We start from the raw sequence: 22,456 nt of genomic DNA, 5'->3' as shown, positions 1-22,456 counted from the left end.
GTGGATTCTGCCGAAAATCGCATTTTTCGGCAGAATGACAACGTTGAAATGTGAAGCATTTCAACGTTATCTGGTCTAGTACAAATGCAGGTATAGTTTATTCTACCTGCTGGATGCCGTCCAGTTTCCAATTGCCACCTGTCGCAGGGCGCATAAAGTGCCACACTTCGCGCGCAGAGGACGGCGTCTGCTGGTCTGGGCTTTCACGCAGGAGCACGTCAAAGAACACCTGAGCATACTGTTCCTGGCCTTCATCGGTCACACCGAGAAGCTGGGCATTGACCAGCAGAATTTCTGTGTTGCTCGGCTTGGGGTCAGCTTCCATCTGTTCGCGCACCGATTTCTGAACCGCCTCGGTGGTGAACTGCGAAATATCGTTCATGTCGCGCTTGTCCCAGGCCGTCTGCAAACGGGTGTAGGCCATCTTGGCCCCGCGCAGAAATTCATCGGCATCAAAACCTGGAGGCATGGGAATCTGCGGGCCGGGGGCTTCAGCCTCGCCAGCGCCGCCCTGGCCACGCAGGGCATCCCATCCATTGCTCGCGCTGTCGTTACGCATCATGCCCGCTTCGGGCTGCGTGGCCTGTGCGCCTTGCGCGCCTGCGGAAGCTTGCGCGGGCCTTTGCGAACCGCGAAAGGCTGCAAAAAGCTTGAGGCCGAGGAAAATCATCAGGCCGATGAGCAGGATATCCATAAAGCCGCCGCCAGCAAAACCGTGACCGCCCAAGAGCGAGCCTATGAGCGTGCCAGCAAGCAGGCCGCCCATGAGGCCACCCATGCCGCCAAACATACCGCCAGGACGCGCTGCGGGGGCCGCCTGTGCCTGAGGCTGAGCGGCGCTGGGCTTATTCTGGAAAGTGGTCTGCGGACGGGGCGCAGGCGTGCTCATAAAGGGCTTGCTGCCAAAAGAACCACCGCCGCCAAGACGAGCGGCAAGTGCGTCATCGGACAGGGTGAACATGAGCGAACAGCAAAGCAGAACAAGGATCGTCAAAAAAGCTTTTATTTGCATGAACATCTCCCATAAGGGCGGTGTTGGTCATCTCCATGAGTGGCGATTTGACCGGGTAGTACTTTCTGTACAAGCCTTATCTACTATAATCATTATGCAGATTAAGGCAAGTCTGGGTAAAACGCGGCAAGGGGAGCAGCTTTTTGCTCCCTGCGGCGTGGGCGGAAAAGTATTATGGCAGGTTTGAATTCAGCAAATCCGGCGGGTTGGGCGTTATTTTTGCAGCGAAGTCAGACCGTCAAGAATTGTCCACGGATTGGGCGGGCAGCCGGGAATGTACAGATCCACAGGCAGCAGTTCGCTCACGCCACGGTTGCACTGATCACTCTCGCGGAACAGCCCGCCGGAAATGGCGCAGGCCCCCACGGCAATAACAATGTGCGGCTGCGGAGTTGCCTTGAAGGTATCAAGCAGGGCCAGCCGCATGTTTTCCGAAACCGGGCCGGTCACGGCAATGCCGTCGGCATGGCGGGGCGAGGCCACAAAATCAATGCCAAAGCGGCCAAGGTCAAACACCAGTGTGGTGAGCACGTTGCTGTCGGCCTCGCAGGCGTTGCAGCCTGCGGCGCTGACCTGCCGCAGTTTGAGCGAGCGGCGGAACAGGGAAAACCTGGGCGGCGTAGGCTGCTCTGCAAATGCCTGACCGGGAACCACTAGCAGGCCCTCGCGGGTAAAGGACGCCATGCGGTGCTGCCCGGTAAAGGTAAAGGCTCCCTTGGGGCAGGCGGCACGGCATGCGCCGCAAAAGGTGCAGCGTCCCATGTCCAGTGTGGGGGTGCCGTCTTCCGCACCAGCGGTGGGCAGCAGGGCGCCAGCGGGGCAGGCCGCGTAGCAGGCGCGGCACGAGCCGCAGGAAATCTGTGCAAGCTCGGGTCGGCCCAGATACCGGGGCGAGAGCGCAGGCTGGCGTTTGGGGTAATCCAGCGTGCGGTATTTCTGGTGCAGGCGTTCCTTGATAATACGCAGCATGTCAAAGCCTCACAGATCGTGTCCGCAGTACGAGAGGTTGAAACTCTTGTTGCAGAGCGGGAAGTCGGAAATCTGGTTGCCGCGCAGGGCCATGGCAAGGCCGGACCAGTTGTGGAACGAAGGGTCAATGACCTTGTAGGCCAAAAATTTGCCCTCAGGCCCGGTAACTGCCACATGGCAGATTTCGCCGCGCCAGCCTTCAACCTGTGATACGGCGAGGGTATCGGGCGGGAGGGACGCAAGGGCCTCGGCGTCTGGCTGCTCCGCAAGGGGGGGCAGGTTGGCGAGGGTGGAAATATCCGCCTCGAGCAGGCGCAGGGAATCGTCAATCTCCTTGCTGCGCACAAGTGTGCGGGCCAGCACGTCGCCCGTGGTTTCAACACGCGGCGCGCAGTCCCTGGTGGGCAGATCGGCAAGTGGAAAGTGAAAACGCGCGTCAACCTTGAGTCCGCAGGCCCGCGCGGCCATGCCCACCAAGCCCAGATTCTGGGCGCTTTCCCTGCTGACGTAGCCTGTGCCAGTGAGGCGTTCGAGCACGCTTTCGGTATGCAGCATCACATCCACAGCGCCGCGCACGTCGCGCCCTGCCGCCTTGATGCGCGCAAGCATGTCTGCGCAGCCTTCCGCGTCAAGATCGTAGGCCGTGCCGCCGGGGCGCAGCAGCCCCCGGCCAAACCGGTTGCCGCACAGGCAGGCCGTGGTGTTGAGAAAATCACCGCGTATGCGGCCATTCCACGAGGCAGTGGGCAAAAAGCCCGTATCCCCAGCAATGGCCCCAAGGTCGCCCGTGTGGTTGGCAAGGCGCTCAAGTTCAAGGCCCACCCTCCGCAAACGGTGAGCGCGGGGGCCGACCACGCAGCCCGCCAGGCGTTCGATCAGTACGCAATGGGCGGTGGCATGGCCTATGGTTGTATCGCCTGCGGCGCATTCCAGCAGGGGCAGACAACGGGCAAGGGGGCCGCGCACAATCATGCGTTCAAGCCCACGGTGCTGATAACCCAGAGCAATCTCAAGGTTCAACACGTTTTCGCCGTGGCACTGAAAGCGGAAATGCCCTGGCTCAATAACCCCGGCATGTACGGGGCCAACGGCAACCTCATGGATTTCTTCGCCTTCAACCCTGTAGAAGGGGTAGGGCTGGGCTGCTTGGCCGGGCGCTGCGGCAAGCGAGCCGCCTTCGGCCTGTGTTCTGGCATTGGCTTCGGCGGCGTCCGGGATGCGGCGCACAGGCTTGAGCCAGGGATGCCCCTCGGGTCGGATGCCCCATTGCTCAAATATTTCGCGTTCAAACAGATGCGTCTGAGGCGTGGCGGCCGTCATGGAAGCATAAGACTGCAAGGGGGCGGTGCGCATGGCGGCAAGATAGTGCGAACTGTCCTGAGCCAGCACGCAGCACAATCCCGCAGGGGCGTTTTCGTCCGAGGATTCCGGCAGGCCGAACAGAGCCAGCAGACGCCAGCCTTCGGCAATGTTGCGGCGCACAAATGCTCCCAGTTCTTCAACAGAAACCGGGGGCATGCCCGACAGCGGCACGGTATCGCGGTAATCGAATAGCATCAGCCCTCTCACCGTTGGCAGCGCAAAACCCGGTGGGTTATGGCAGCAGCCTTTGGCGCTTACGCGCCTATGAGCGCCGCGGCGCGGTTAAGAAAATCCCACAGCCAGTCGGGAATCCACAGGCCCAGAGTCAGCACGGTCAGCCCTAGCACCAGAGGCGGCAGGACGCTCAGCACAGGCTCGGAGTTAGCGGGCGGCATATCCACAGGGCGGTTGCCCTGCACCATGCGCAGCACCGACACGGAAAGCCCCACAAAGATGATGGCCAGCAGCACCAGATATCCGGCGGAAAGCCAGGGCAGGTCTGCCGCCAGCATGCCCTTGAAGATGAGCAGCTCGCTGACAAAAAGCCCAAATGGCGGCGACCCGGCCACAGCCAGAAATCCGGCTGTCCACAGCGCCGCCGTGGCGGGCATGATCCAGCGCATGCCGTGCACGTCGTAGCTGGAATAGGTGTGGTAACGGGCAAGGATGTTGCCAGAAAGCAGAAAGAGCATGCACTTGGTGAGCGAGTGGCAGACCGCATGCAGCATTGCGCCGGGCACAGCCACGCCGCCCACGCCTATGCCCAGGGCCAGAATGCCCATGTGCTCAACGCTGGAATAGGCCAGCATGCGCTTGTAATGGCCTTGCCCCACAATAAAGATGGCGGCTGTCATGAGCGAAAGAATGCCGAAAAACATGAGCATGCCGCCCGAAAGCCCGCCAAGTCCCGCGGCCAGCATGATCTGGTGCCCGCGCAGCATGCCCAGCATGGCGCAGTTGAGCAGAGCGCCCGAAAGCAGGGCCGAAACCAGCGAAGGGGCCTGACTGTGCGCATCGGGCAGCCAGTTGTGCAGAGGCGCTAGGCCCATTTTTGTGCCGTAGCCCACCAGCAGAAATATAAAAGCCGTCTTGAGCCACGTGGGTTCTGCAAGGGCCGCGTTGCGCACAAACCAGCCCACCTGATCCATACCGTCTGCCGCGCCAGCGGCCCCTTCCGCACCGTGAAACGACACGGCGAGTAATATGTTGCCCAGCAGGGCCAGGGCAATCCCCACGGAGCATATGATCAGGTACTTCCAGGTGGCTTCCAGCGAACTCTTGTGACGGTGAAAATAAATGAGCTGTGCGCTGGAAAGTGTGGTCGCCTCAATGCCCACCCACTGCGCGCCCATGTGCGGCGTGATGGTCACAAGCGTCATGGCCCCGAGAAAAAAGCACAGGCAGGCTGTGAAGCGGCGCTCCGGCGCATTGGTGAAGCGCCCGTGATCCAGAATGTTGGTGTGTTCGCCGATGCGTTCTTCTTCCCGCAGGTAATGCACGGCATAGAATGACGCGGCCAGAAACAGCAGGCTCGCCAGCATCAGAAACAGTACGCCCAGAGCGTCCGGGGCCAGCAGCCCGCCAAGCTCTGAGGGGGATTCTCCGCGCGCGACACTGACGGCAATTGTGGCGGCAAGGGCAGTGTGCGCCAGTGCCGTGAGCGGCAGGCCAAGGCGGCAGATGACGGCGCGGCCCCAGAGCAGCATAATGCAGCCTGCGCACAGGGGTATGAAAAGAAGTGCTGTCAGCATGCGCTCGTCCTAATCCCTGAGGCTGCGGAACCGCGCCACGTCAATGGAGGCGAAGGAATCGCTGATATGGTTGATGGCTATGCCCATAACAAACACGGCCACAAAAACGTCCAGCAGGAGGGCCAGTTCAAACCATACCGTGCCGCCTGTCATGAGCGGCACGCCCAGCAGAAAGATACCGTTTTCCGCCACCAGATAGCCGATGACCTGGGTGATGGCCTTGATGCGCCCCACAATGAGGATAAATCCGCAGAAGAGCGTTGCCAGCCCGGTGGGCAGCAGCAAGGGGGGATAAAGCCCCAGCGGCATGACCAGCTTGCCGTCCAGCCAGATGGAAAATACCAGACCGGCCATGCCTGCCAGTACGCCAAAACCCACGCGGCGGGCCGGGCAGATCAGGGCATCGGCGGGCAGCCGTTTTTGGGTGCGCCACAGCAAACCGGGCAGCAAGGCACCCTTGATCAGCAATACGGCCCCGGCCAGCAGAGCGTGGTCAAGGCTCAGCAGCAGGGCAGCCAGCAGTACGCCCTGAAAGGCGGTCAGCCGGGTCATGCCCGCAACGCGGCGTGTTCCGAGCAGCAGAAAGTTGCTTAATACCAGAAGGAAAAGACAGGATTGCAAAAGCGTGGTCATGGCAACCTCGCCTGGGTCAGAATGAGCGTGAGCATGCCCATGCCCGCTGCTGCGCCCAGCAGGTAGGGCACGCGCTCCATGCGCAGGCGGGCCATGATGGATTCCACAATGCCCACAACCACGGCCAGCAGCAGCACAATGCCCAGACTCACGCCCAGTTGCTCCCACAGGGGCAGCGCTGGAGTGATCAGGCCCGCGATCAGCGCGGCGAAAAACCACAGCTTGAGGGCCGCGCCGTAGAGTATCAGGGCCAGATTGGGGCCGGAATGGTCAAGCACCATGACCTCATGGATCATGGTCAGTTCAAGGTGCGTGTTGGGGTCGTCCACCGGGATGCGGCAGTTTTCCACCAGCAGCAGCACAAAAAAGATCACGGGCAGGAGCAGCAGTTCGCCCTTGCCTGTCAGCCATGCCCCGGCGGTCTGCCCGCCAAACATGGTGGAGAGGCTGAAGGCCGTTTCCGTGCTGTGCCCAAGGCCGAGACACAGACTTGTAAGCACCATGAGCGCAAGAAAAAATACGGGTTCCGCAAGGGCGGAAAATGTGGCCTCGCGGCTTGCGCCCATGCCTTCAAATGCCGAGCCTGTGTCCAGCGCGCCAAGCATGACGGCAAAGCGCCCCATGCCCAGCAGATAGGCTGCCAGCACAAAGTCGCCCGCAAAGGCCAGGGGTGAAACCGCGCCGCCAAGAGGCAACAGGGCCAGCGCACAGATTGCGCCTGCCAGGGATATGGAGGGGGCTGCGGCAAATATCCATGTGGATGTGCGGCTGATCACCTCGCCCTTGCGCAGCAGTTTGGCGATATCATAATACGTTTGCAGCACTGGCTTGCCGTGGCGACCGGCAAATTTGGCCTTGACCCGGTTGATGATGCCGGGCAGCAGGGGGGCCAGAATCAGGGACAGGGCAAACTGCGTAAAATAGACTGCAAGCCCGGCTTTCATGAGTGCAGCCCCCACACAAGCAGAGCCACCAGAGTGGCGAGAATATACAGAATATACAGGTGGATTTTGCCGTGCTGGATAACCTTGCAGGCATTGCACAGGTTTTCCACCGCCGTAAACAGCGGTGTAAACAGGCCGCTGCGCAAGCGGTCGGGCGCGGTGACGCTCAGTTGTCCGCCTTTGGGGAACAGCCCTTCATCCAGCTGCAGGCGGGTCTTGAGGCCCATGACCGGAGCAAATATCTTTGCCGTGGGTTCGGAGAAAGCCGCGTCCGTATACTGGATGCGGGCAGATCCGCCCTGAAAGCCACAGCCCCATGTGGGCATGGATTCCACAGCGCGCTTTTTAAGCAGGCAGCGGCGAACAAAAAGGATAATTAGGGCCAGTCCAAGCCCGGCTCCGCCGATTTTTGCCACGGCTGCAAGGCTTGTATGCGCCTGCGCCACGCCAGCCAGACCAGCTTGCTGAAATGCCGGAGGCAAGGGCAGGGCGCTTTGCGCCGCCCCTGCTGCCAGATCAAAAAAACAGGGGGCAGCCAGACCGCCCGCCAGACACACGGCGGCGGGCAGGGCAAGGGGCCAGAGTGTGCGCCAGGAAAGCGGATGCACGCTGGCGGCAAAGCCGGAACGCGGCTCGCCCAGAAAGGCGATGCCATAGGCCTTGGCGTACAGGGCTGCCGCAAGGCCGCTGATGCAGGCAAGACCCGCCAGAGCCAGCAGCAGGCCTACCTGACGCTCCACGCCAAAAAGCGCAGGGCCGTCCAGCAGGGAAAGCCCCATCACGAGTTCGCCCGCAAATCCGTTAAAAGGCGGCAGGCAGGCAATGGCCGCTGCGCCTATGGCAAAGGCCGCGCCAAGCAGGGGCAGGCGTTTTTGCAGCCCGCCCAGATGCTGCATGCGCACGGTTCCTGTGGCGTGCAGCACTTCGCCTGCGCACAGGAACAGCAGCCCCTTGAATGCAGAGTGGTTGAGCATGTGCAGCAGCGCGCCGGAAAAGCCCAGAACAGCAATCCACGCGTTGCCGCAGCTCTGACCAATGAGTCCCGCGCCCAGCCCCATGACCATCAGGCCCATGTTTTCCACGCTGGAATAGGCGAGCAGCCTTTTGAGGTTGCTTTGGGCCGTGGCTTTTAAAATTCCCATGAGGCCCGTGGCAAGGCCCAGCAGAAGCAAGGTCCAGCCCCACCATTCAGGTGCCGCGCCCGCAGGTGCCAGCATGCCCACGCTACGGACTATGCCGTAAAATCCTGCATTGATCATGGCCCCGGAAAGCAGGGCCGAAACATGACTTGGCGCGGCAGGGTGCGCCTCGGGCAGCCATACGTGCAGGGGCGCAAGGCCCGCTTTGGCTCCAAAACCGACCAGAGCGAGCACAAACAGAGCCGTGAGCAGGCCGGGGCCGGAATAGCCTTGCGCCTGTTCAAGCACCCGCGCAAGCACAGCCCCCCCCTGGAGGGCGTCAAGCGAAGTGTCGCCCGTGACCTGCCATAACAGGGTAAAGAAGGCCATGAGGGCCACAGCGCCCAGATGTGCAGCCACAAGGTAGACCCATGAGGCATCGCGCACCTTGCTGTCGCCGTCATTGAAATCAATAAGAAAGAAGGGCGCCAGCGACATGATTTCCCACGCCAGCATGAACAGTACGGCATCGCGCGCGGTCATCACCAGGGCAAGGCCGATCAGCAGCATATGAAAGAAGAACCAGTGCGCCGCAAGATTGTGGCGTTCCGGTTCTTCATGCCGCAGGGCAATGCCGCCCGAGGCGGCGCAAACAAAACCCAGACCAAACACTGGCAGTAAAAAAAGGCGGCTCAGGGCATCCATGCCCAGGGCGCAGGATCCCACGGGCAAGGCCAGAGGCAGGCGTAAGCTCTCCTGCCCGGCCCATGGGCCGGAAGCAAGAGCGCACAAGCCAACAAAACAGCCCGCAAAGGCCCCGATAACGCCAGCCGCATTGGCCGCGCGTCCGGTTGCCTTTGAGGGCGGGCGCACGGCCAGGAGTGCGCACAGGGCGGCTGTTGCCGCCAATATGCCGATGGCCGTGATAAAAAGGAACATGACTGCCGGAATACCTACGCCAGGCCGTCTTTCAGCTGTTTTTCAAAGTAGGCGATGGTTTTTACCAGGCCTTCTTCAAGGGCGACCTTGGGTTCCCAGCCAAGCTTTTCGCGGGCCAGAGTGATATCAGGCTTGCGCTGCTTGGGGTCATCGCCGGGGAGGGGTTCGTAAGAAATTACGGACTTGCTGCCGGTCATTTCCACAACCTTTTCTGCCAGTTCGCGGATGGTGAACTCGCCGGGGTTGCCCATGTTCATGGGGCCCACAAAGTCATCGGCCGAAGCCATGAAGCGGATCATGCATTCCACAAGATCATCCACATAGCAGAAAGAGCGGGTCTGGGAGCCATCGCCGTAAATAGTGATGGCTTCGCCCTTGAGCGCCTGAATGATGAAGTTGGAGACCACGCGGCCATCGTTGGGGTGCATCTTGGGCCCGTAGGTATTGAAGATGCGTCCCACCTTGATGGGCAGGCCGCCTTGACGCCAATAGGCAAAGAACAGGGCTTCGGCGCAGCGCTTGCCTTCATCGTAGCAGGAGCGGATGCCGTTGGGGTTCACATGGCCCCAGTAGCTTTCCTGCTGCGGATGTATCTCGGGGTCGCCGTATACTTCGCTGGTGGATGCCTGATAAATGCGCGCGCCAAGCCGCTTGGCCAGACCCAGCATATTGATCGCGCCGTGGACGCAGGTCTTGATGGTCTGCACCGGGTCGTGCTGATAATGGATGGGCGAGGCCGGGCAGGCCAGATTGTAAATTTCATCCACCTCTACATAGAGGGGAAATGTCACGTCGTGGCGGATAAGCTCAAACCTGCGGTTATCCATGAGCGCTTCCACGTTGGCGCGTGCGCTGGAAAAGAAATTGTCCACGCAGAGCACTTCGTGCCCTTCGTTGAGCAGGCGTTCGCACAGTTGCGAACCCAAAAAGCCGGAACCGCCGGTGACAAGAATGCGTTTGCGGAGATGCATGATTCCCCCGAAAAAAGTATAGGAAACCAGTAAAAACTGGCAAATCCCCCAAAGCATAGCCCCATTGTCCGGGCTTTGCAATGGCGGTTGGGTACGGGGGTGTCTGCTGCCCGGGTCTTGCCCCTTGCCTTTCGCCTGCGCCCGTTGCTATGTATCGGCCGCGAGGTAAACCATGTCGAAAAAATCAGCCGTCCGCATTGATCCCCTGACTCTGGCCCTGCCCCTTGCCGGGGTGGACAGCCACGCGCATCTTGATGGTCAGGAATTTGATGCGGATCGCGATGCCGTGCTTGAACGCGCCCGCGCGGCAGGCTTAGCCCAGGTGGGCAACGTTTTTTTGGGGCCGGAAGAATACCATGCCCGCCGGGCTTATTTTGATGCCCACCCCGAAGTGTTTTTTCTTATGGGCGTGCACCCGTGTGACGGGCAGAACTGCACGCAGGAACGCCTTGCCGCCATGCGCGCCGCCTTTGACGCGGACTCCCGGCTCAAGGCTGTGGGCGAAATCGGTCTGGATTTTTACTGGCCGGATTGCCCGAGGGAAATCCAGTATCAGGCCCTGCGCGATCAGCTTGCTCTGGCGCGCGCCGTGGAACGTCCGGTGGTCATTCACTGCCGCGATGCGGAGGAAGAAACACTCATGACGCTGGAGGCCGAGGGCTTTGCCGGGTATCCCCTCCTGTGGCACTGCTTTGGTCAGGGGCCGGAAACCGCGCGGCGCATCTTGCGCAACGGCTGGCACATTTCCATTCCCGGCCCGGTCACGTACAAGGCCAACGAGGCCCTGCGCGAGGCTGTGGCTCTTATTCCCGCCGACCGTCTGCTGCTGGAAACCGACGCCCCCTATCTTGCCCCGCTGCCGTGGCGAGGCAAGCGCAACGAGCCTTCCTATACGGTGTTTACCGTGCGGGCCATGGCCGAAGCGCGGGGAGAAAACCCCGAAGATCTCTGGCGTACCTGCGGCGACAATGCCCGCCGGTTTTTTGGCCTGCCAGCGCAGGAATGATGCTGTGTTAACCCCTGCCAGCCCCGCCCGCGCGGATGCCCTTGCACGGGTATGTTCTTGTGTCCACATGGCAGAAGTGATACCATGTCCAAAGCCGCTCGAAACGGTGGCTTGGTAATGTTTTTTGATAAATATTTTTGGTGTTTGTTCGCGCTTGGTCCGGCTTGCCGCAGCGCATTGCAGCGGCAGGGCAGCCTTGGCGCGTCCTCTATAGCGTCAGCGCAAGCTGTTTGCCCAACTTCAAGGAGATTCCATGTCGGATCTGCGTACCCCCCTCACTGCCTGGCACGAGGCGCATGGCGCAAAAATGGCCCCCTTTGCCGGGTGGGTTATGCCCATCCAGTATGAGGGTATTATTGTCGAGCATCAGCACACGCGCCAGCATGCAGGTCTTTTTGACATCTGCCACATGGGCGAGTTTCTTATTGAAGGCCCCGGCGCGGACGAAGCCCTGAGCAAGGCCGTGAGCCACAACCTCCAGACCCTTGCCCCCGGCAAGTGCCGCTACGGCTTTTTGCTCAACGAAAAGGGCGGCGTGCTGGATGACGGCATCATCTACCGCTTCGGCCCTGATTCCTTCATGGCCGTGGTCAACGCCGCTTGCGCCGCCAACGACTTCGCCGTGCTGCGCGCCCGCCTGCCCCAAAGCGTCAAGATGACCGACATTTCCGCAGAAACCGGCAAGATCGACCTCCAGGGGCCGGAATCCCTGGATGTGCTCGAAAAGCTGCTGGGTCAGAATTTTCATGATCTCGGTTACTTCGGCTTTCGCGAAACCACCTGGCAGGGCACACCCCTGCTGGTGAGCCGCACCGGCTACACTGGCGAGCTGGGCTACGAACTGTACATTGAGAGCTCCGTGACCGAGGCTTTCTGGAGCGCCCTGCTGGCTGACGAACGCGTCAAGCCCATAGGCCTTGGCGCGCGCGATACCCTGCGCCTTGAGGCTGGCCTGCCTTTGTACGGGCACGATCTGGACGAAAATCACAGCCCCGCCGAAGCCGGTATGGGCCGCATGATGACCAGCACCGCCGACTATGTGGGCCGCGAAGGCGCGCAGAGCATTGCCGAAGTGCTGGTGCCCCTGCGTATTGACGGCCGCCGCGCCGCCCGTCACGGCGACGTGGTCGCCCTTGCTGACGGTACGGAAGTGGGCCACGTGACCAGCGGTTCGTTTGCGCCCTCGCTGGGCTATGTGATTGCTTTTGCCTGGGTCAAGGCCGCGCATGCCGGGGCCGAGAATTTTGTGGTTCGCGCCGCCAGAACGGAACTGCCCGCCGCGCGGGTTGAAGCGCCGTTCTACACGGAAGGCACCGCGCGTAAAAAACTGGCCTGATATGGTCGTTGATCTGTGGGGGCCGCATCGCACGGCATACCCCGCAAGACAGCGTAATTTTTATAACGATTGAACCCAATTTTTCAGGAGTTTGCACATGGCTACCAATCCCGCCGATATTCTGTACAGCACCAGCCACGAATGGACCCGCATTGAAGGGGACGAGGCCGTCATCGGCATCACCAGCTTTGCTCAGGAATCCCTTGGCGATATCACCTACGTGGAACTGCCCCCCGTGGGCGACCAGCTTTCTGAAGACAAGGAATTCGGCTCTGTGGAATCGGTCAAGGCCGCCAGCGATCTGATTTCTCCCGTTACGGGCGAAGTGATAGCCGTGAACGAAGCTCTGGAAAACACCCCCGAGCTTTGCAACAGCGATCCCTTTGGCGAGGGCTGGATTGTGCGCGTCAAGCTGGCCCACAAGCCCGGCGGTCTGCTGGACGCGGCGGCTTACGAAGCCCATTGCGCCACCGAAAAGCATTAAACAGGGTAACGCGGACTTGCGGCCTTTTTGCCCCCTGCCTGCGTCTGGCTTGCTTGGCGCGGCGCTCATGTATGTTCGTATACACTTCGCGCCGCCCAAACGCGCCATCCTTGGCAGGAAACAAAAATTCCCGCAACTCCACGTTACCCTTGTATGATTTTGGGCTGCCTGCGCGCTGGCAAACTTTTGCACCGAGTGTGTAACAGCCTGAAATTTTTTCTTTCGCACCGGCTGGAACAGCGTCGTACAACGGCGGGTTCCAGCCGGAGTCCCTTTCACAGAGGCTGCCGTCGCACAAGCGGTATAACGTGTCCGGCGGCAAGGAGCTAGTATGCCATACATTCCCCATACGCCGGAAGAGTTGCATGAAATGCTCTCCGTAGTTGGCGTGCGCAGTCTGGATGAGCTTTTTTCCGACATCCCCTCCAGCATGCGCCCCCAGAGCTTTGATCTGCCCAAGGGGCAGAGCGAAGCCGCCGTCTGCGGACACCTTGAAGAGCTGGCAGCCAAAAACTGTCCCGGTCATGTGTCCTTTCTCGGCGCAGGCTTTTATAACCACGACATTCCCAAGGCTGTGGACGCGCTTTCTGGCCGCAGCGAATTTTATACCGCCTATACGCCTTATCAGGCAGAATGCTCGCAAGGCACCTTGCAGGCCATTTTTGAATTCCAGACCGCCGTCAGCCGCCTGATGGAAATGGATTGCGGCAATGCCTCCGTGTATGACGGCGGCACCGCCATTTTTGAAGCCGCCATGATGGCCGTGCGCTCCACGCGCCGCCGCGTGCTGGTGGTGGACGAAACCGTCAACCCCATCTGGCGCTCCATGCTGGATGCCTATGTTTCCAGCCTTGATCTGGAAATCAAGACCGTACCCCAGCAGAATGGTTGCAGCGACATGGACGCCCTCATGGCAGCCGCCGACACTACGTGCGCTGCCGTTATTGTGCAAAATCCCAACTTTTTCGGCGCGGTGGCGGACTACACGGCCCTGTTTGCCAAGGCCCGTTCCAACAAGGCCTTTGGCGTTATCTCCGTGTATCCGGTCATGCAGTCCGTGCTCAAAACCCCCGGCGAAATGGGGGCTGACGTGGCCGTGGCCGAAGGCCAGAGCCTTGGCATGAACCTCTCGTTCGGCGGCCCTTACCTCGGGCTCATGGCCTGCCGCAAGGAACACATCCGCCAGTTCCCTGGCCGCATTGTGGGCCGCACCACAGATGTGGACGGCAAGACCGGCTACGTGCTGACCCTGCAAGCCCGCGAGCAGCACATCCGCCGGGCCAAGGCCACCTCCAACATCTGCTCCAATCAGGCTCTCTGCGCCCTGCGCTCGCTCATCCACATGAGCCTGCTTGGCCCGCAAGGCCTCACCCGGGTGGCCGAAAACAACATGGCACTTGCCCGCTACGCCGTTGAGCGCCTCACAGCCCTCAAGGGCGTGGAACTGCTCAACAGCGCCCCCTACGGCTCGGAAGTGGCCCTGCGCCTGCCCATGCCCGCTGCTGAAGTGGTCAAGGCCATGACGCAGAAGGGTGTTGTGCCCGGTTATCCGCTGGGCCATCATTATCCTGGCATGGAAAACGTGCTGCTGCTCTCGTGCACCGAGGCCAACAACCGCACCCAGATAGACAAGCTGGCCGAAATCATGGGAGGTCTGCTGTGAAAACCATTTTCGCCAAATCCGTTTCTGGGCGTACTGCCTACTGCCTGAACAGCTCTGCCCCCAAGGCTGAGGCCATGTTGCCCGCTGACCTGCTGCGCAAAAAGGCTCCCCGTCTTCCCGAATGCTCGGAACTGGACGTGGTGCGCCACTTCACCCAGCTCTCGCAGCTCAACTATAGCGTGGACGCCAATTTTTATCCCCTTGGCTCCTGCACCATGAAGTACAACCCCAAGTTCATGGAATACGTGGCGGCGCTGCCGGGCTTTACCCACCTGCACCCCATGATGGCCCAGCTTGAGGGCGGCGCCGACTGCGCCCAGGGCGCGCTGGAATGTCTGTATGAAGCCGAAAATCTGCTCTGCGAACTCACGGGCATGAAGGCCTTTACCTTTCAGCCCATGGCCGGGGCCAACGGCGAATTCACCGGCGTAAAGCTCATTGCCGCCTATCACAAGGCCAAGGGACGCAACCGCAAAAAGATGCTTATCCCCGATGCGGCCCACGGCACCAACCCTGCCTCGGCCGCCCTTGCCGGATTTGACACCATCAACATAGAATCGCGCGACGGCATGGTGGATCCCGAAGCCATCGTGGCGGCCATTGCCGAACACGGCGAGGATGTGGCGGGTCTCATGATGACCTGCCCCAACACCCTCGGCCTCATGGAAGTGCACCTGCCCCGCATCGTGGCCGAGTTGCGCAAGGTCGACGCCCTGCTGTACTATGACGGCGCGAACATGAACGCCATCATGGGCAAAATGCGCATGGGTGATGTGGGCTTTGACGTGGTGCACCTCAACGTGCACAAAACTCTTGCCACCCCGCACGGCGGCGGCGGCCCCGGCGCTGGCCCCGTGGGCGTTACCGACCGTCTGCTGCCCTTTATGCCCGCCCCGCGCGTGGCAAAGCACCCTGACGGGCGTTTCTTCCTTGATTACAATCTGCCGCAGACCATCGGCCCCATCGGCCCCTTCTACGGCAGCTTTGGCGTGGTTATCAAAGCCCTGGCCTACATGCTGCGCCTCGGGGGCGAAGGACTCACCCGCGCATCTGAATATGCTGTGCTCAACGCCAACTACCTCAAGAAAAAGCTTGAGCACGTGCTGGAGATTCCCTTCAAGGATCGCTTCTGCGCGCACGAATTCGTAGCGTCCGCGCCGCAGGGCCTGCGTGCTCTGGATATCGCCAAGGCCTTGCTGCAACGTGGCATTCATGCGCCCACCATCTACTTCCCGCTTATCGTGCACGAGTGCCTCATGGCCGAACCCACGGAGACGGAAAGTAAAGAAACCCTGGACGGTTACGTTGAAGCCCTGAAGGAGATTATCCTCACAGGCAAGGCTGATCCGCAGTCCCTTCAGGAACTGCCCACCAATCTGCCCGTGCGCCGTCTGGACGAAACAGCCGCCGCGCGCCAGATGGTGCTGACGGAAGATATGGGATAGAGATAATTGGGGACAGGGGGCTTTTTGTAAAAAGCCCCCAAACCCCCATCCCGCAAAAACTTTTATTACGGGCTTTGGCTGACGCTGAGGCCTGTTTTTTTGTTATCAGGTTGAGGCAAAATTTTTTTGTTTGAATGCCCTTTGGGTACGATATTCCGCCGCCCGGCGGAGTTTGTGACGCCTGCGCGGCGCGCGGCAAGGTGGGGCCGGTTATGGGGCTACGCCCCCTTCTCGGCCCCCCTTGCATCCCCCCGAAGCACCCCTTTGGGAAAGGTTTCCAATTGTCGTTAGGTGGCGAGGGCAACGCGGCCATAGCTGCGGGAGCTTCCTTCACTCGCTGCGCACGTTCAGGTGATCTCCCTCCGCGCCGCGTTAATGCCAGAGTACGCTTTTGCGTTGAGCAGCGGCCTTTTCAGTGAACGACCATGGCCGTTGCGTGGCAGGAGAGTTACTTGTTCATGAGAAGCGGCTGTGCGGTTGGCTTTTGGATGGCGCTGCCCTTCGGGCATGGGGTTCCGCCGTCTGGCGGAGTCTGGGACGCCTGCGCGGCGCGCGGCAAAGTGGGGCCTGTTATGGGGCTACGCCCCCTTCTCGCCCCCCTTGCATCCCCCCCCGAAGCACCCCTTTGGGAAAGGTTTCCAATTGTCGTTAGGTGGCGAGGGCAACGCGGCTGTAGCTGCGGGAGCTTCCTTCACTCGCTGCGCTCGTTCAGGTGATCTCCCTCCGCGCCGCGTAAATGCCAGAGTACGCTTTTGCGTTGAGTCGAACTCCGTTTCAGCCGGACACCACGAATAACTGTGACGTTGCGGTGCGTCCTTTAAATTTGACAATTATTGACAATTGGAGGTTTCGGTTAGCCCACAGTCAGATGTGCAAAGTCTTTTTTAGCCGGCTAAGGCAAGCGTCGCCGACATATAGCTGAAATCACAAAAGCGGGGTGAAATAGTTCGTGAGGTATGGGAGTAGAGACAGTATTGAATTTTATTCGGCCAGGATAAGGCAGATGAATTGCGCGTAACTGGAACTCGGCTCGCCATCAGGAGCTGGTCGTGAAGTCGCCTTCCTTAGACTCGCCAGAGCGTAGCGGAGGCGATGGTTGGTGTTGGGCGAATTTGCAAAATACGGTTTTTGTGGCCTGACAAGGAAAAATCCAGTTTTTAAGCGCAGCGTACTTGTGTACGTGAGCATTAAAAACTGGATTTTGACGCAGTCAGGTCAGAAAAGTCGGGTTTGCGTAAATCAGCCTGACAGGCTCACCCGCACCCCCGTATAGGGAAATTCTTCTTCTTCTTCTTCTTCTTCTTCTTCTTCCCTATGCCATCTTTTCCACAATACCGGCAGCCAGCACGCGGCCTTCCTCGTCATAAACCGCTGCCACCTGACCGGGAGCCGTGGGAAACTGCGGCTCAGCCAGCACTATACGAAGACACGCATCCTCAACCTGCACACTCGCCGGGCATGGCCGCTGCCGATGCCGTAGCCGTACAAGCATCGTGTCAGGCCAAAGATGAGGCGGCAATGCAATATTGGCTGGCCCGGTCACACAGGTGCGTATACCCAGCAAAGCACGCGGCCCAACCACAAGGGTGTTGCTCGCGCTATCCTTGGTCAGCACAAAAAGCGGCTCAGTATGGGCAATGCCAAGGCCCTTGCGCTGGCCTTCCGTATAGCGCCACAGCCCTTTGTGTTGGGCAATTTCGCGCTTGTTGCCCGCCGCGTCCAGCAATAGAACAGGCCCCGGCCCCGGCGCGATGGTGCCCGCCGCCTGCCAGTGCCGTTCCAGAAAGGGGCGGTAAGCCTCGGCAGCCGATATGCCAGCCTGCGCTATGGGCGGGGCAAAACAGATATCCTGACTCTCTGACGGCAGGGGAACAGCCAGCCCTGCTGCCGCCACAATGGCGCGAGTTTGCTCTTTGTTCTGCCCGTAAAGCGGAAACAGGGCGCGGCTCAGCCGTTGACGCGGCACGAGACTGAGAAAATAGCTTTGATCCTTGGCGGCGTCCGCAGCGGCGGCAAGCAGGGGATAGGTTTCGGACGTTTCACCTTCGCCCGCATCTGTTGGCGCATCCGGGCCGGGAACAAGACGGGCGTAATGCCCGGTGGCAAGCTTGTCCGCACCGAGAGCAAGTGCGGTATCGAGCAGCACGCCAAACTTGATGGCCCGGTTGCAGTAGGCGCAGGGGTTGGGTGTGCGGCCCTGTGCGTAGGCTGCGGCAAAGGGACTCAGCACTTCGCGCTGAAAGGCTGCGCGCAGGTCTGCCACATGCAGGGGAACCCCAAGCGTGGCGCAGGCTTCGGCCAGTCCTGCGGGGGCAATGGTTGGGCCGTCTGGCAAAAAAAGACCGTGCAGGGCCAATACTTGATAGCCCGCATTGTGCAGCATAACCACTGCGCACAGGCTGTCTACGCCGCCGCTTACGGCAACGGCCACGGTAGGGCTGTGTGGGTGTGGGGCGTTCATGGGTTTTGGTCACTCCCTTGCTGTTGTCGCCGTTGAGGGCGAGGCTGCTGGTGCAACTCATAAGGGATGGAGGGAATGAGGGCGGAGGGAGGCATGGCAGGAGGAGCCTTTGCGGGCAAAGGCCCCTCCTGCGCAAAAGCGAACTACAGAATCTGATTCAGAAACTGCCGCAGGCGCGGATGGCGGGGGGCAGTGAAAAGCATTTCAGGCTTGCCCATTTCCACAATCTGGCCCTGATCCATAAAGATGAGGCGGTCGGCGACAGTGCGCGCAAAGCCCATTTCGTGGGTTACGCAAACCATGGTCATGCCTTCTTCTGCCAGCTTCACCATAACGTCCAGCACTTCGCCCACCATTTCGGGGTCAAGGGCTGAGGTGGGTTCGTCAAAGAGCATGATGGAGGGCTGCATGGCCAGAGCGCGCGCAATGGCAACACGCTGCTGCTGCCCGCCCGAAAGCATGGCAGGGTACACATTGGCCTTGTCGCTGATGCCTACCTTTTTGAGCAGGCCCAGAGCGCGGGCATCGGCTTCTTCGCGAGACAGCTTACGCAGGTGGCGCGGGGCAAGAGTGAGGTTTTCCAGTACCGTCTTGTGCGGAAAAAGATTGAACTGCTGGAAAACCATGCCCAGGTTCTGGCGCATTTCGTTGATGTTGTTCTCATCACTCTGGATATCCTGCCCCTGAACAATAATGCTGCCCTGGTCGATCTGTTCCAGCCTGTTGATGGAGCGCAGCAGAGTGGACTTGCCGGAGCCGGAAGGGCCGATAATGACCACACGTTCGCCGGGAGCAATATCCAGGCTGACATCCTGCAAGGCAGGCAGCGAGCCAAAGTACTTCCAGACGTGATTGATGGAGATAATGGGGGCGGCGCTATTTTCCGTCATAGTAGTTCAGCCTGGATTCCATGATGCTCACAGCCTTGGAGAGCACAAGGGTGATAATGAGATAAATGATTGCCACCATGGTGTAGGTTTCAAAATACAGATAGGTGGTGCCCACAAAGCTGCGCGCGCGCTGCATGATGTCCGGCACGGCCATGATGGATACAAGCGAGGTATCCTTGAGCATGGCAATGCATTCGTTACCAACGGGGGGCAAAATGGTGCGCATGGCCTGGGGCAGCACCACAAGGCGCATGGTCTGGTAGCGGTTGAAGCCCAGCGAGCGCGCGGCTTCCGTCTGGCCCTTGTTGATGGCCGTGATGCCCGCGCGGAACACTTCGCCCATGTAGGCGCCGTAGCAAAAGCTGATGGCAACCACTGCAGAGGTAACGCCGCTCACCTGCACAAAGCGCGAGAGGGCGTAGTAGATGTAAAATATCTGCACCAGCAGAGGGATGCCGCGTATCACTTCCACATAGGTGGAGGCAATGAGATTTATGAGGCGGTTGTCTGAAATGCGGCCAAGCCCCGTGAGCAGCCCCAGCGGCACTGCGCAACAGATGGAAAGCATGGTGATCCTGAATGTGATCAGTACGCCGTCCGGCAGGTAAAGCAGAATGCGCAGGTATGGCTCGGGCCAGAGAGTGCAGAGGGTAAACAGGGTGCCGAGCGCGCCCACCAGGGCGATAGACCATGCGTTTATCAGGCGCCATTCACGCGGGTCGGGGATGGATGCGCCATCCGTGACCATAATGATGTTGCCTTTGCTTCCATCTTTTTTATCGTGCATCGCAGTCCTTCATGACAAGGCGTTTGAGGCTGGCAGCAGGCAACGGCTGGGCCGTGCCGGGGTGCCGTGGGTTATAACGGGCTGGCCCTGTGGTGTAAGGCATTGCCCTGGTTTATGCAATGGCTTCCGGGCAAAAGCCCGGAAGCCATCAAAATATCACGAAAAAAAGCAAACTACTTGGAAGCGCCCATCCACTTCTGGAGCAACTGGGCTTCCACGCCGGAAGCTTTCACATCCTTGATGCCCTTGTTCAGCTTTTCCACCAGGTCCTTGCGGCCCTTGCGCACGGTAAAGCCGTAGTATTCCTTTTCTTCGGTCTTGAAAGAAATGTTCAGCTTGCCAGCGGTGTCGGCCTTTTTGTTGACGTAGTAGAGCGCAACCGGATCATCGCAGATCACGGCGTCAAGGCGACCGCCCAGCATGTCCTGAATGGCCAGGCCCACGTCGTCGTATTCCTTGAGGTCAACAGTCACGCCAGCCTTGCGGATAACAAACACGCCGGTGGTGCCGATCTGGCCGCCGACCTTCTTGCCCTTGAGGTCAGCCAGGCTCTTGATGCTCTTGCCAGCGGGCAGCACCACGGCCTGTGCAACTTCATAATAGGGATCAGAGAAGTCAAACTGCTTCTGACGTTCTTCAGTGATAGTGGTGGCGGCAGCCACGATGTCGTACTGTCCTGTGGCTACGCCACCGAAAATGCCGTCCCAGGCGATGTTGCGCACATCAACCTCAAAACCGGCGGCCTTGCCAACGGCAGTGATGAAGTCCACATCAAAGCCAATGGGCTGCTTGTTGGCGTCCAGCATTTCCATGGGGGGCCAGGTGCAGTCAGTGGCCACAATGAATTTTTCAGCAGCCATGGCTTGGCCGCACAAAAGGGAAACGGCAACCAGGGCCAGCAACAGACGACGGATCATGTCCACTCCTTAAAATACGGCGGGGCGCCCAGGACAAGCCCGAACGCCCCGCGAAAACGGAACGTTAGTTGGATTTACCAAGCCACTTTTCAGCAATTTTGCGGTCTTCGCCAGAAGCCTTCACAGCGGCAATGCCCTTGTTCAGCTTTTCCACGAGGTCCTTGCGGCCCTTGCGGACGGTGAAGCCATAGTATTCCTTTTCGTCGGCCTTGAACGAAATGTTCAGCTTGCCAGCGGTGTCAGGCTTTTTGTTCACATAGTACATGGCAACCGGATCATCGCAGATAACGGCGTCAAGACGGCCGCCCACGAGGTCCTGAATAGCCAGGCCCACATCGTCATATTCCTTGATGTCCGCGCTGGCATTGGCCTTGCGCATGACAAAGATGCCGGTGGTGCCGATCTGGCCGCCGACCTTCTTGCCCTTGAGGTCAGCCAGAGTCTTGATGCTCTTGCCAGCGGGCAGCACCACGGCCTGAACCACTTCATAGTAAGGAGCGGAGAAGTCAAACTGCTTTTCACGCTCGGGGGTGATAGTCACCGAGGAAGCCACGATGTCGTACTGTCCGGTGGCCACACCGCCAAAAATGCCGTCCCACGCGATGTTGCGCACTTCAACCTCAAAGCCAGCGGCCTTGGCCATGGCGCGGAGGTAGTCGGTGGAGAAGCCTTCAGGCTGTTTGTTGGCGTCCAGCATTTCCATGGGGGGCCATGTGCAGTCGCTGGCAACAATGAATTTTTCGGCGGCAGCCGCCGGCCCGCAGAGCAGGGCAAGGGTAATCAGGGCAAGAATAACACGGCGAAACATAGGACCTCCTAACCAGGTTTTATGATTCAGGCCCGCCGCTGTATGCGTCATGGGGGACGCCTGCGCCGTAAACAAGTGGCCGTAATCACTGAAAACGGCAACAGGCTGCGGCGGTCCGTGGTTCGCCGGTAAGCGCGGGGTGCACCAGTAGGGCGGGCTACCAACCAGAAAAGAGCGTCTCACTTTTTAGCGTTGGCGGCTCCCGGCGTCAAGCGCTTCGGGCCGTTGGTCTGACAGATTGCGGGTAGTTACCACGCATTTCCGGGGGCTGGTCCTTCGTCTTCATCGTCAGGGGTTTTTTCAGGGGCGGGCGGCGCGGCATGCGCGGTGCGGGCAATGGGTGGTGTGGGCGCTACAGGGATGGGCTGGTCGTCCACCTCATCGGCGCGCTCGTCGCGCAGGGCCTGCTGCAAAAACCAGTCTTCGCGGATGCGCCAGGATGCCGCAGCCGTGTATGCGGGCGAAGAATAGCCCACAGAAAGCACCAGGGTGCGGCGTGCGTGTTCCTGCAAGCGGATGAGCAGGGGGGTAAAGTCCGCATCGCCGGAAAGAATGATGAATTCGTCAAAGTGGGTGGAGTGCGAGAGGTCGTCCATGCAGTCCATCACCAGATGGATATCGGTGCTGGTCTTGCCGCGGGTGGTCAGCGGCGGGCAGTCCACCACCTGGAATGCGCTGCGGATGAAGGGATTGCGGTATTCCTGATAGCGCTGGGGGTTCAGGTAGCACATGCGCTTGAGGATGCGGCGGCGTACGCCTTCGCCGTACAGAATGCGCAGCGCATGGTTTTCAATCCAGCGCACCCACCGGTATGGAACAGAGCCAAAGGCCCTGGCCGCCTCGGGGTCAATTTCAAGAAAGCGGGTGTAAATATTGTCGAAGTCAACGTAAAGTGCACTGAATACTTCGTCAAAACCGGTAAATCTGGCCATATTGTACCTCAATGGTGAAATAATTTAT

At 59.9% G+C, this 22,456-nt stretch carries 19 protein-coding genes; 5 read left to right on the top strand and 14 right to left on the bottom strand.

From position 1 onward, the window contains the following. Window positions 1-97: 97 nt before the first annotated feature. The 8 genes from ACUZ9P_RS01155 to ACUZ9P_RS01120 all read right to left on the bottom strand — a co-directional run bounded on the left by ACUZ9P_RS01155 (window position 98) and on the right by ACUZ9P_RS01120 (window position 9,699). Window positions 98-1,012 carry a Tim44 domain-containing protein gene (locus tag ACUZ9P_RS01155; RefSeq protein WP_449248314.1) on the bottom strand — a complete coding sequence of 305 codons (915 nt, stop codon included), beginning with the start codon at window positions 1,010-1,012 and terminating at the stop codon, window positions 98-100. A 213-nt stretch (window positions 1,013-1,225) separates the two neighbouring features. Next, window positions 1,226-1,981 (bottom strand): NADH-quinone oxidoreductase subunit B family protein, encoded by a 756-nt coding sequence (locus tag ACUZ9P_RS01150; protein WP_449248313.1) that lies wholly within the window; start codon window positions 1,979-1,981, stop codon window positions 1,226-1,228. A gap of 9 nt (window positions 1,982-1,990) precedes the next feature. Then, entirely contained in the window at window positions 1,991-3,538 is a 1,548-nt protein-coding gene (locus tag ACUZ9P_RS01145; RefSeq protein WP_449248312.1) for a hydrogenase large subunit, read from the bottom strand. Window positions 3,539-3,597: 59 nt separating this feature from the next. Beyond that, complete coding sequence (locus ACUZ9P_RS01140; protein WP_449248311.1) at window positions 3,598-5,094, bottom strand: proton-conducting transporter transmembrane domain-containing protein; 1,497 nt, start codon at window positions 5,092-5,094, stop codon at window positions 3,598-3,600. Window positions 5,095-5,103: 9 nt separating this feature from the next. Next, on the bottom strand, window positions 5,104-5,727 hold the full coding sequence (locus ACUZ9P_RS01135; RefSeq protein ID WP_298995633.1) for a hydrogenase-4 component E: 624 nt from the start codon (window positions 5,725-5,727) through the stop codon (window positions 5,104-5,106). Then, window positions 5,724-6,671: a respiratory chain complex I subunit 1 family protein gene (locus ACUZ9P_RS01130; protein WP_298995631.1), complete on the bottom strand. Its 948-nt coding sequence runs from the start codon at window positions 6,669-6,671 to the stop codon at window positions 5,724-5,726. The genes ACUZ9P_RS01135 and ACUZ9P_RS01130 overlap by 4 nt, the downstream gene beginning before the upstream one ends. Further along, window positions 6,668-8,728, bottom strand: a complete 2,061-nt coding sequence (locus ACUZ9P_RS01125) for a proton-conducting transporter transmembrane domain-containing protein (protein ID WP_449248310.1) — start codon at window positions 8,726-8,728, stop codon at window positions 6,668-6,670. Before ACUZ9P_RS01125 ends, ACUZ9P_RS01130 begins: the two co-directional genes overlap by 4 nt. A gap of 14 nt (window positions 8,729-8,742) precedes the next feature. Next, the gene (locus ACUZ9P_RS01120) at window positions 8,743-9,699 is read right to left on the bottom strand and encodes a UDP-glucuronic acid decarboxylase family protein (protein WP_449248309.1); all 957 of its coding nucleotides are present in this window, start codon (window positions 9,697-9,699) and stop codon (window positions 8,743-8,745) included. A 172-nt stretch (window positions 9,700-9,871) separates the two neighbouring features. Here ACUZ9P_RS01120 and ACUZ9P_RS01115 point away from each other — a divergent pair, with 172 nt between their 5' ends. The 5 genes from ACUZ9P_RS01115 to gcvPB all read left to right on the top strand — a co-directional run bounded on the left by ACUZ9P_RS01115 (window position 9,872) and on the right by gcvPB (window position 15,633). Continuing rightward, window positions 9,872-10,705 (top strand): TatD family hydrolase, encoded by an 834-nt coding sequence (locus ACUZ9P_RS01115; RefSeq protein ID WP_449248308.1) that lies wholly within the window; start codon window positions 9,872-9,874, stop codon window positions 10,703-10,705. Between the two features lie 253 nt (window positions 10,706-10,958). Further along, window positions 10,959-12,041 (top strand): glycine cleavage system aminomethyltransferase GcvT, encoded by a 1,083-nt coding sequence (gene gcvT / locus ACUZ9P_RS01110; RefSeq protein WP_449248307.1) that lies wholly within the window; start codon window positions 10,959-10,961, stop codon window positions 12,039-12,041. Window positions 12,042-12,138: 97 nt separating this feature from the next. Next, window positions 12,139-12,525, top strand: coding sequence for a glycine cleavage system protein GcvH (gcvH, locus tag ACUZ9P_RS01105; protein ID WP_449248306.1), 387 nt, complete (start codon window positions 12,139-12,141; stop codon window positions 12,523-12,525). Between the two features lie 331 nt (window positions 12,526-12,856). Then, entirely contained in the window at window positions 12,857-14,188 is a 1,332-nt protein-coding gene (gcvPA, locus tag ACUZ9P_RS01100) for an aminomethyl-transferring glycine dehydrogenase subunit GcvPA (protein ID WP_449248305.1), read from the top strand. Beyond that, on the top strand, window positions 14,185-15,633 hold the full coding sequence (gcvPB, locus tag ACUZ9P_RS01095; protein ID WP_449248304.1) for an aminomethyl-transferring glycine dehydrogenase subunit GcvPB: 1,449 nt from the start codon (window positions 14,185-14,187) through the stop codon (window positions 15,631-15,633). The genes gcvPA and gcvPB overlap by 4 nt, the downstream gene beginning before the upstream one ends. A gap of 1,312 nt (window positions 15,634-16,945) precedes the next feature. On the opposite strand, the gene ACUZ9P_RS01090 is transcribed toward gcvPB, so the two are convergent. From ACUZ9P_RS01090 to ACUZ9P_RS01065, 6 genes are all read right to left on the bottom strand, one after another. Next, window positions 16,946-18,094, bottom strand: coding sequence for an MnmA/TRMU family protein (locus ACUZ9P_RS01090; protein WP_449248303.1), 1,149 nt, complete (start codon window positions 18,092-18,094; stop codon window positions 16,946-16,948). 143 nt (window positions 18,095-18,237) lie between these two features. Next, window positions 18,238-18,984: an amino acid ABC transporter ATP-binding protein gene (locus ACUZ9P_RS01085; protein ID WP_022659603.1), complete on the bottom strand. Its 747-nt coding sequence runs from the start codon at window positions 18,982-18,984 to the stop codon at window positions 18,238-18,240. Continuing rightward, the gene (locus tag ACUZ9P_RS01080; protein ID WP_449248301.1) at window positions 18,971-19,771 is read right to left on the bottom strand and encodes an amino acid ABC transporter permease; all 801 of its coding nucleotides are present in this window, start codon (window positions 19,769-19,771) and stop codon (window positions 18,971-18,973) included. The genes ACUZ9P_RS01085 and ACUZ9P_RS01080 overlap by 14 nt, the downstream gene beginning before the upstream one ends. A 173-nt stretch (window positions 19,772-19,944) precedes the next feature. Continuing rightward, on the bottom strand, window positions 19,945-20,688 hold the full coding sequence (locus ACUZ9P_RS01075) for a basic amino acid ABC transporter substrate-binding protein (protein WP_227119241.1): 744 nt from the start codon (window positions 20,686-20,688) through the stop codon (window positions 19,945-19,947). A gap of 64 nt (window positions 20,689-20,752) precedes the next feature. Then, window positions 20,753-21,496 carry a basic amino acid ABC transporter substrate-binding protein gene (locus tag ACUZ9P_RS01070; RefSeq protein ID WP_298994812.1) on the bottom strand — a complete coding sequence of 248 codons (744 nt, stop codon included), beginning with the start codon at window positions 21,494-21,496 and terminating at the stop codon, window positions 20,753-20,755. Between the two features lie 248 nt (window positions 21,497-21,744). After that, complete coding sequence (locus tag ACUZ9P_RS01065) at window positions 21,745-22,428, bottom strand: NYN domain-containing protein (RefSeq protein WP_298994813.1); 684 nt, start codon at window positions 22,426-22,428, stop codon at window positions 21,745-21,747. Window positions 22,429-22,456 lie beyond the last annotated feature (28 nt).

It is taken from the genome of Desulfovibrio intestinivivus, from assembly GCF_053570665.1.
This window is presented reverse-complemented; position numbering and strand designations above follow the sequence as displayed.

Coding starts and splice junctions, on each gene's coding strand:
- ACUZ9P_RS01150 (WP_449248313.1), bottom strand. CDS start 1,981: ATGCTGCGTATTATCAAGGAACGCCTGCACCAGAAATACCGCACGCTG.
- ACUZ9P_RS01125 (WP_449248310.1), bottom strand. CDS start 8,728: ATGTTCCTTTTTATCACGGCCATCGGCATATTGGCGGCAACAGCCGCC.
- ACUZ9P_RS01115 (WP_449248308.1), top strand. CDS start 9,872: ATGTCGAAAAAATCAGCCGTCCGCATTGATCCCCTGACTCTGGCCCTG.
- ACUZ9P_RS01070 (WP_298994812.1), bottom strand. CDS start 21,496: ATGTTTCGCCGTGTTATTCTTGCCCTGATTACCCTTGCCCTGCTCTGC.
- ACUZ9P_RS01140 (WP_449248311.1), bottom strand. CDS start 5,094: ATGCTGACAGCACTTCTTTTCATACCCCTGTGCGCAGGCTGCATTATG.
- ACUZ9P_RS01065 (WP_298994813.1), bottom strand. CDS start 22,428: ATGGCCAGATTTACCGGTTTTGACGAAGTATTCAGTGCACTTTACGTT.
- ACUZ9P_RS01135 (WP_298995633.1), bottom strand. CDS start 5,727: ATGACCACGCTTTTGCAATCCTGTCTTTTCCTTCTGGTATTAAGCAAC.
- ACUZ9P_RS01120 (WP_449248309.1), bottom strand. CDS start 9,699: ATGCATCTCCGCAAACGCATTCTTGTCACCGGCGGTTCCGGCTTTTTG.
- ACUZ9P_RS01145 (WP_449248312.1), bottom strand. CDS start 3,538: ATGCTATTCGATTACCGCGATACCGTGCCGCTGTCGGGCATGCCCCCG.
- gcvPA (WP_449248305.1), top strand. CDS start 12,857: ATGCCATACATTCCCCATACGCCGGAAGAGTTGCATGAAATGCTCTCC.
- ACUZ9P_RS01080 (WP_449248301.1), bottom strand. CDS start 19,771: ATGCACGATAAAAAAGATGGAAGCAAAGGCAACATCATTATGGTCACG.
- ACUZ9P_RS01075 (WP_227119241.1), bottom strand. CDS start 20,688: ATGATCCGTCGTCTGTTGCTGGCCCTGGTTGCCGTTTCCCTTTTGTGC.
- ACUZ9P_RS01085 (WP_022659603.1), bottom strand. CDS start 18,984: ATGACGGAAAATAGCGCCGCCCCCATTATCTCCATCAATCACGTCTGG.
- ACUZ9P_RS01155 (WP_449248314.1), bottom strand. CDS start 1,012: ATGCAAATAAAAGCTTTTTTGACGATCCTTGTTCTGCTTTGCTGTTCG.
- ACUZ9P_RS01130 (WP_298995631.1), bottom strand. CDS start 6,671: ATGAAAGCCGGGCTTGCAGTCTATTTTACGCAGTTTGCCCTGTCCCTG.
- ACUZ9P_RS01090 (WP_449248303.1), bottom strand. CDS start 18,094: ATGAACGCCCCACACCCACACAGCCCTACCGTGGCCGTTGCCGTAAGC.
- gcvT (WP_449248307.1), top strand. CDS start 10,959: ATGTCGGATCTGCGTACCCCCCTCACTGCCTGGCACGAGGCGCATGGC.
- gcvH (WP_449248306.1), top strand. CDS start 12,139: ATGGCTACCAATCCCGCCGATATTCTGTACAGCACCAGCCACGAATGG.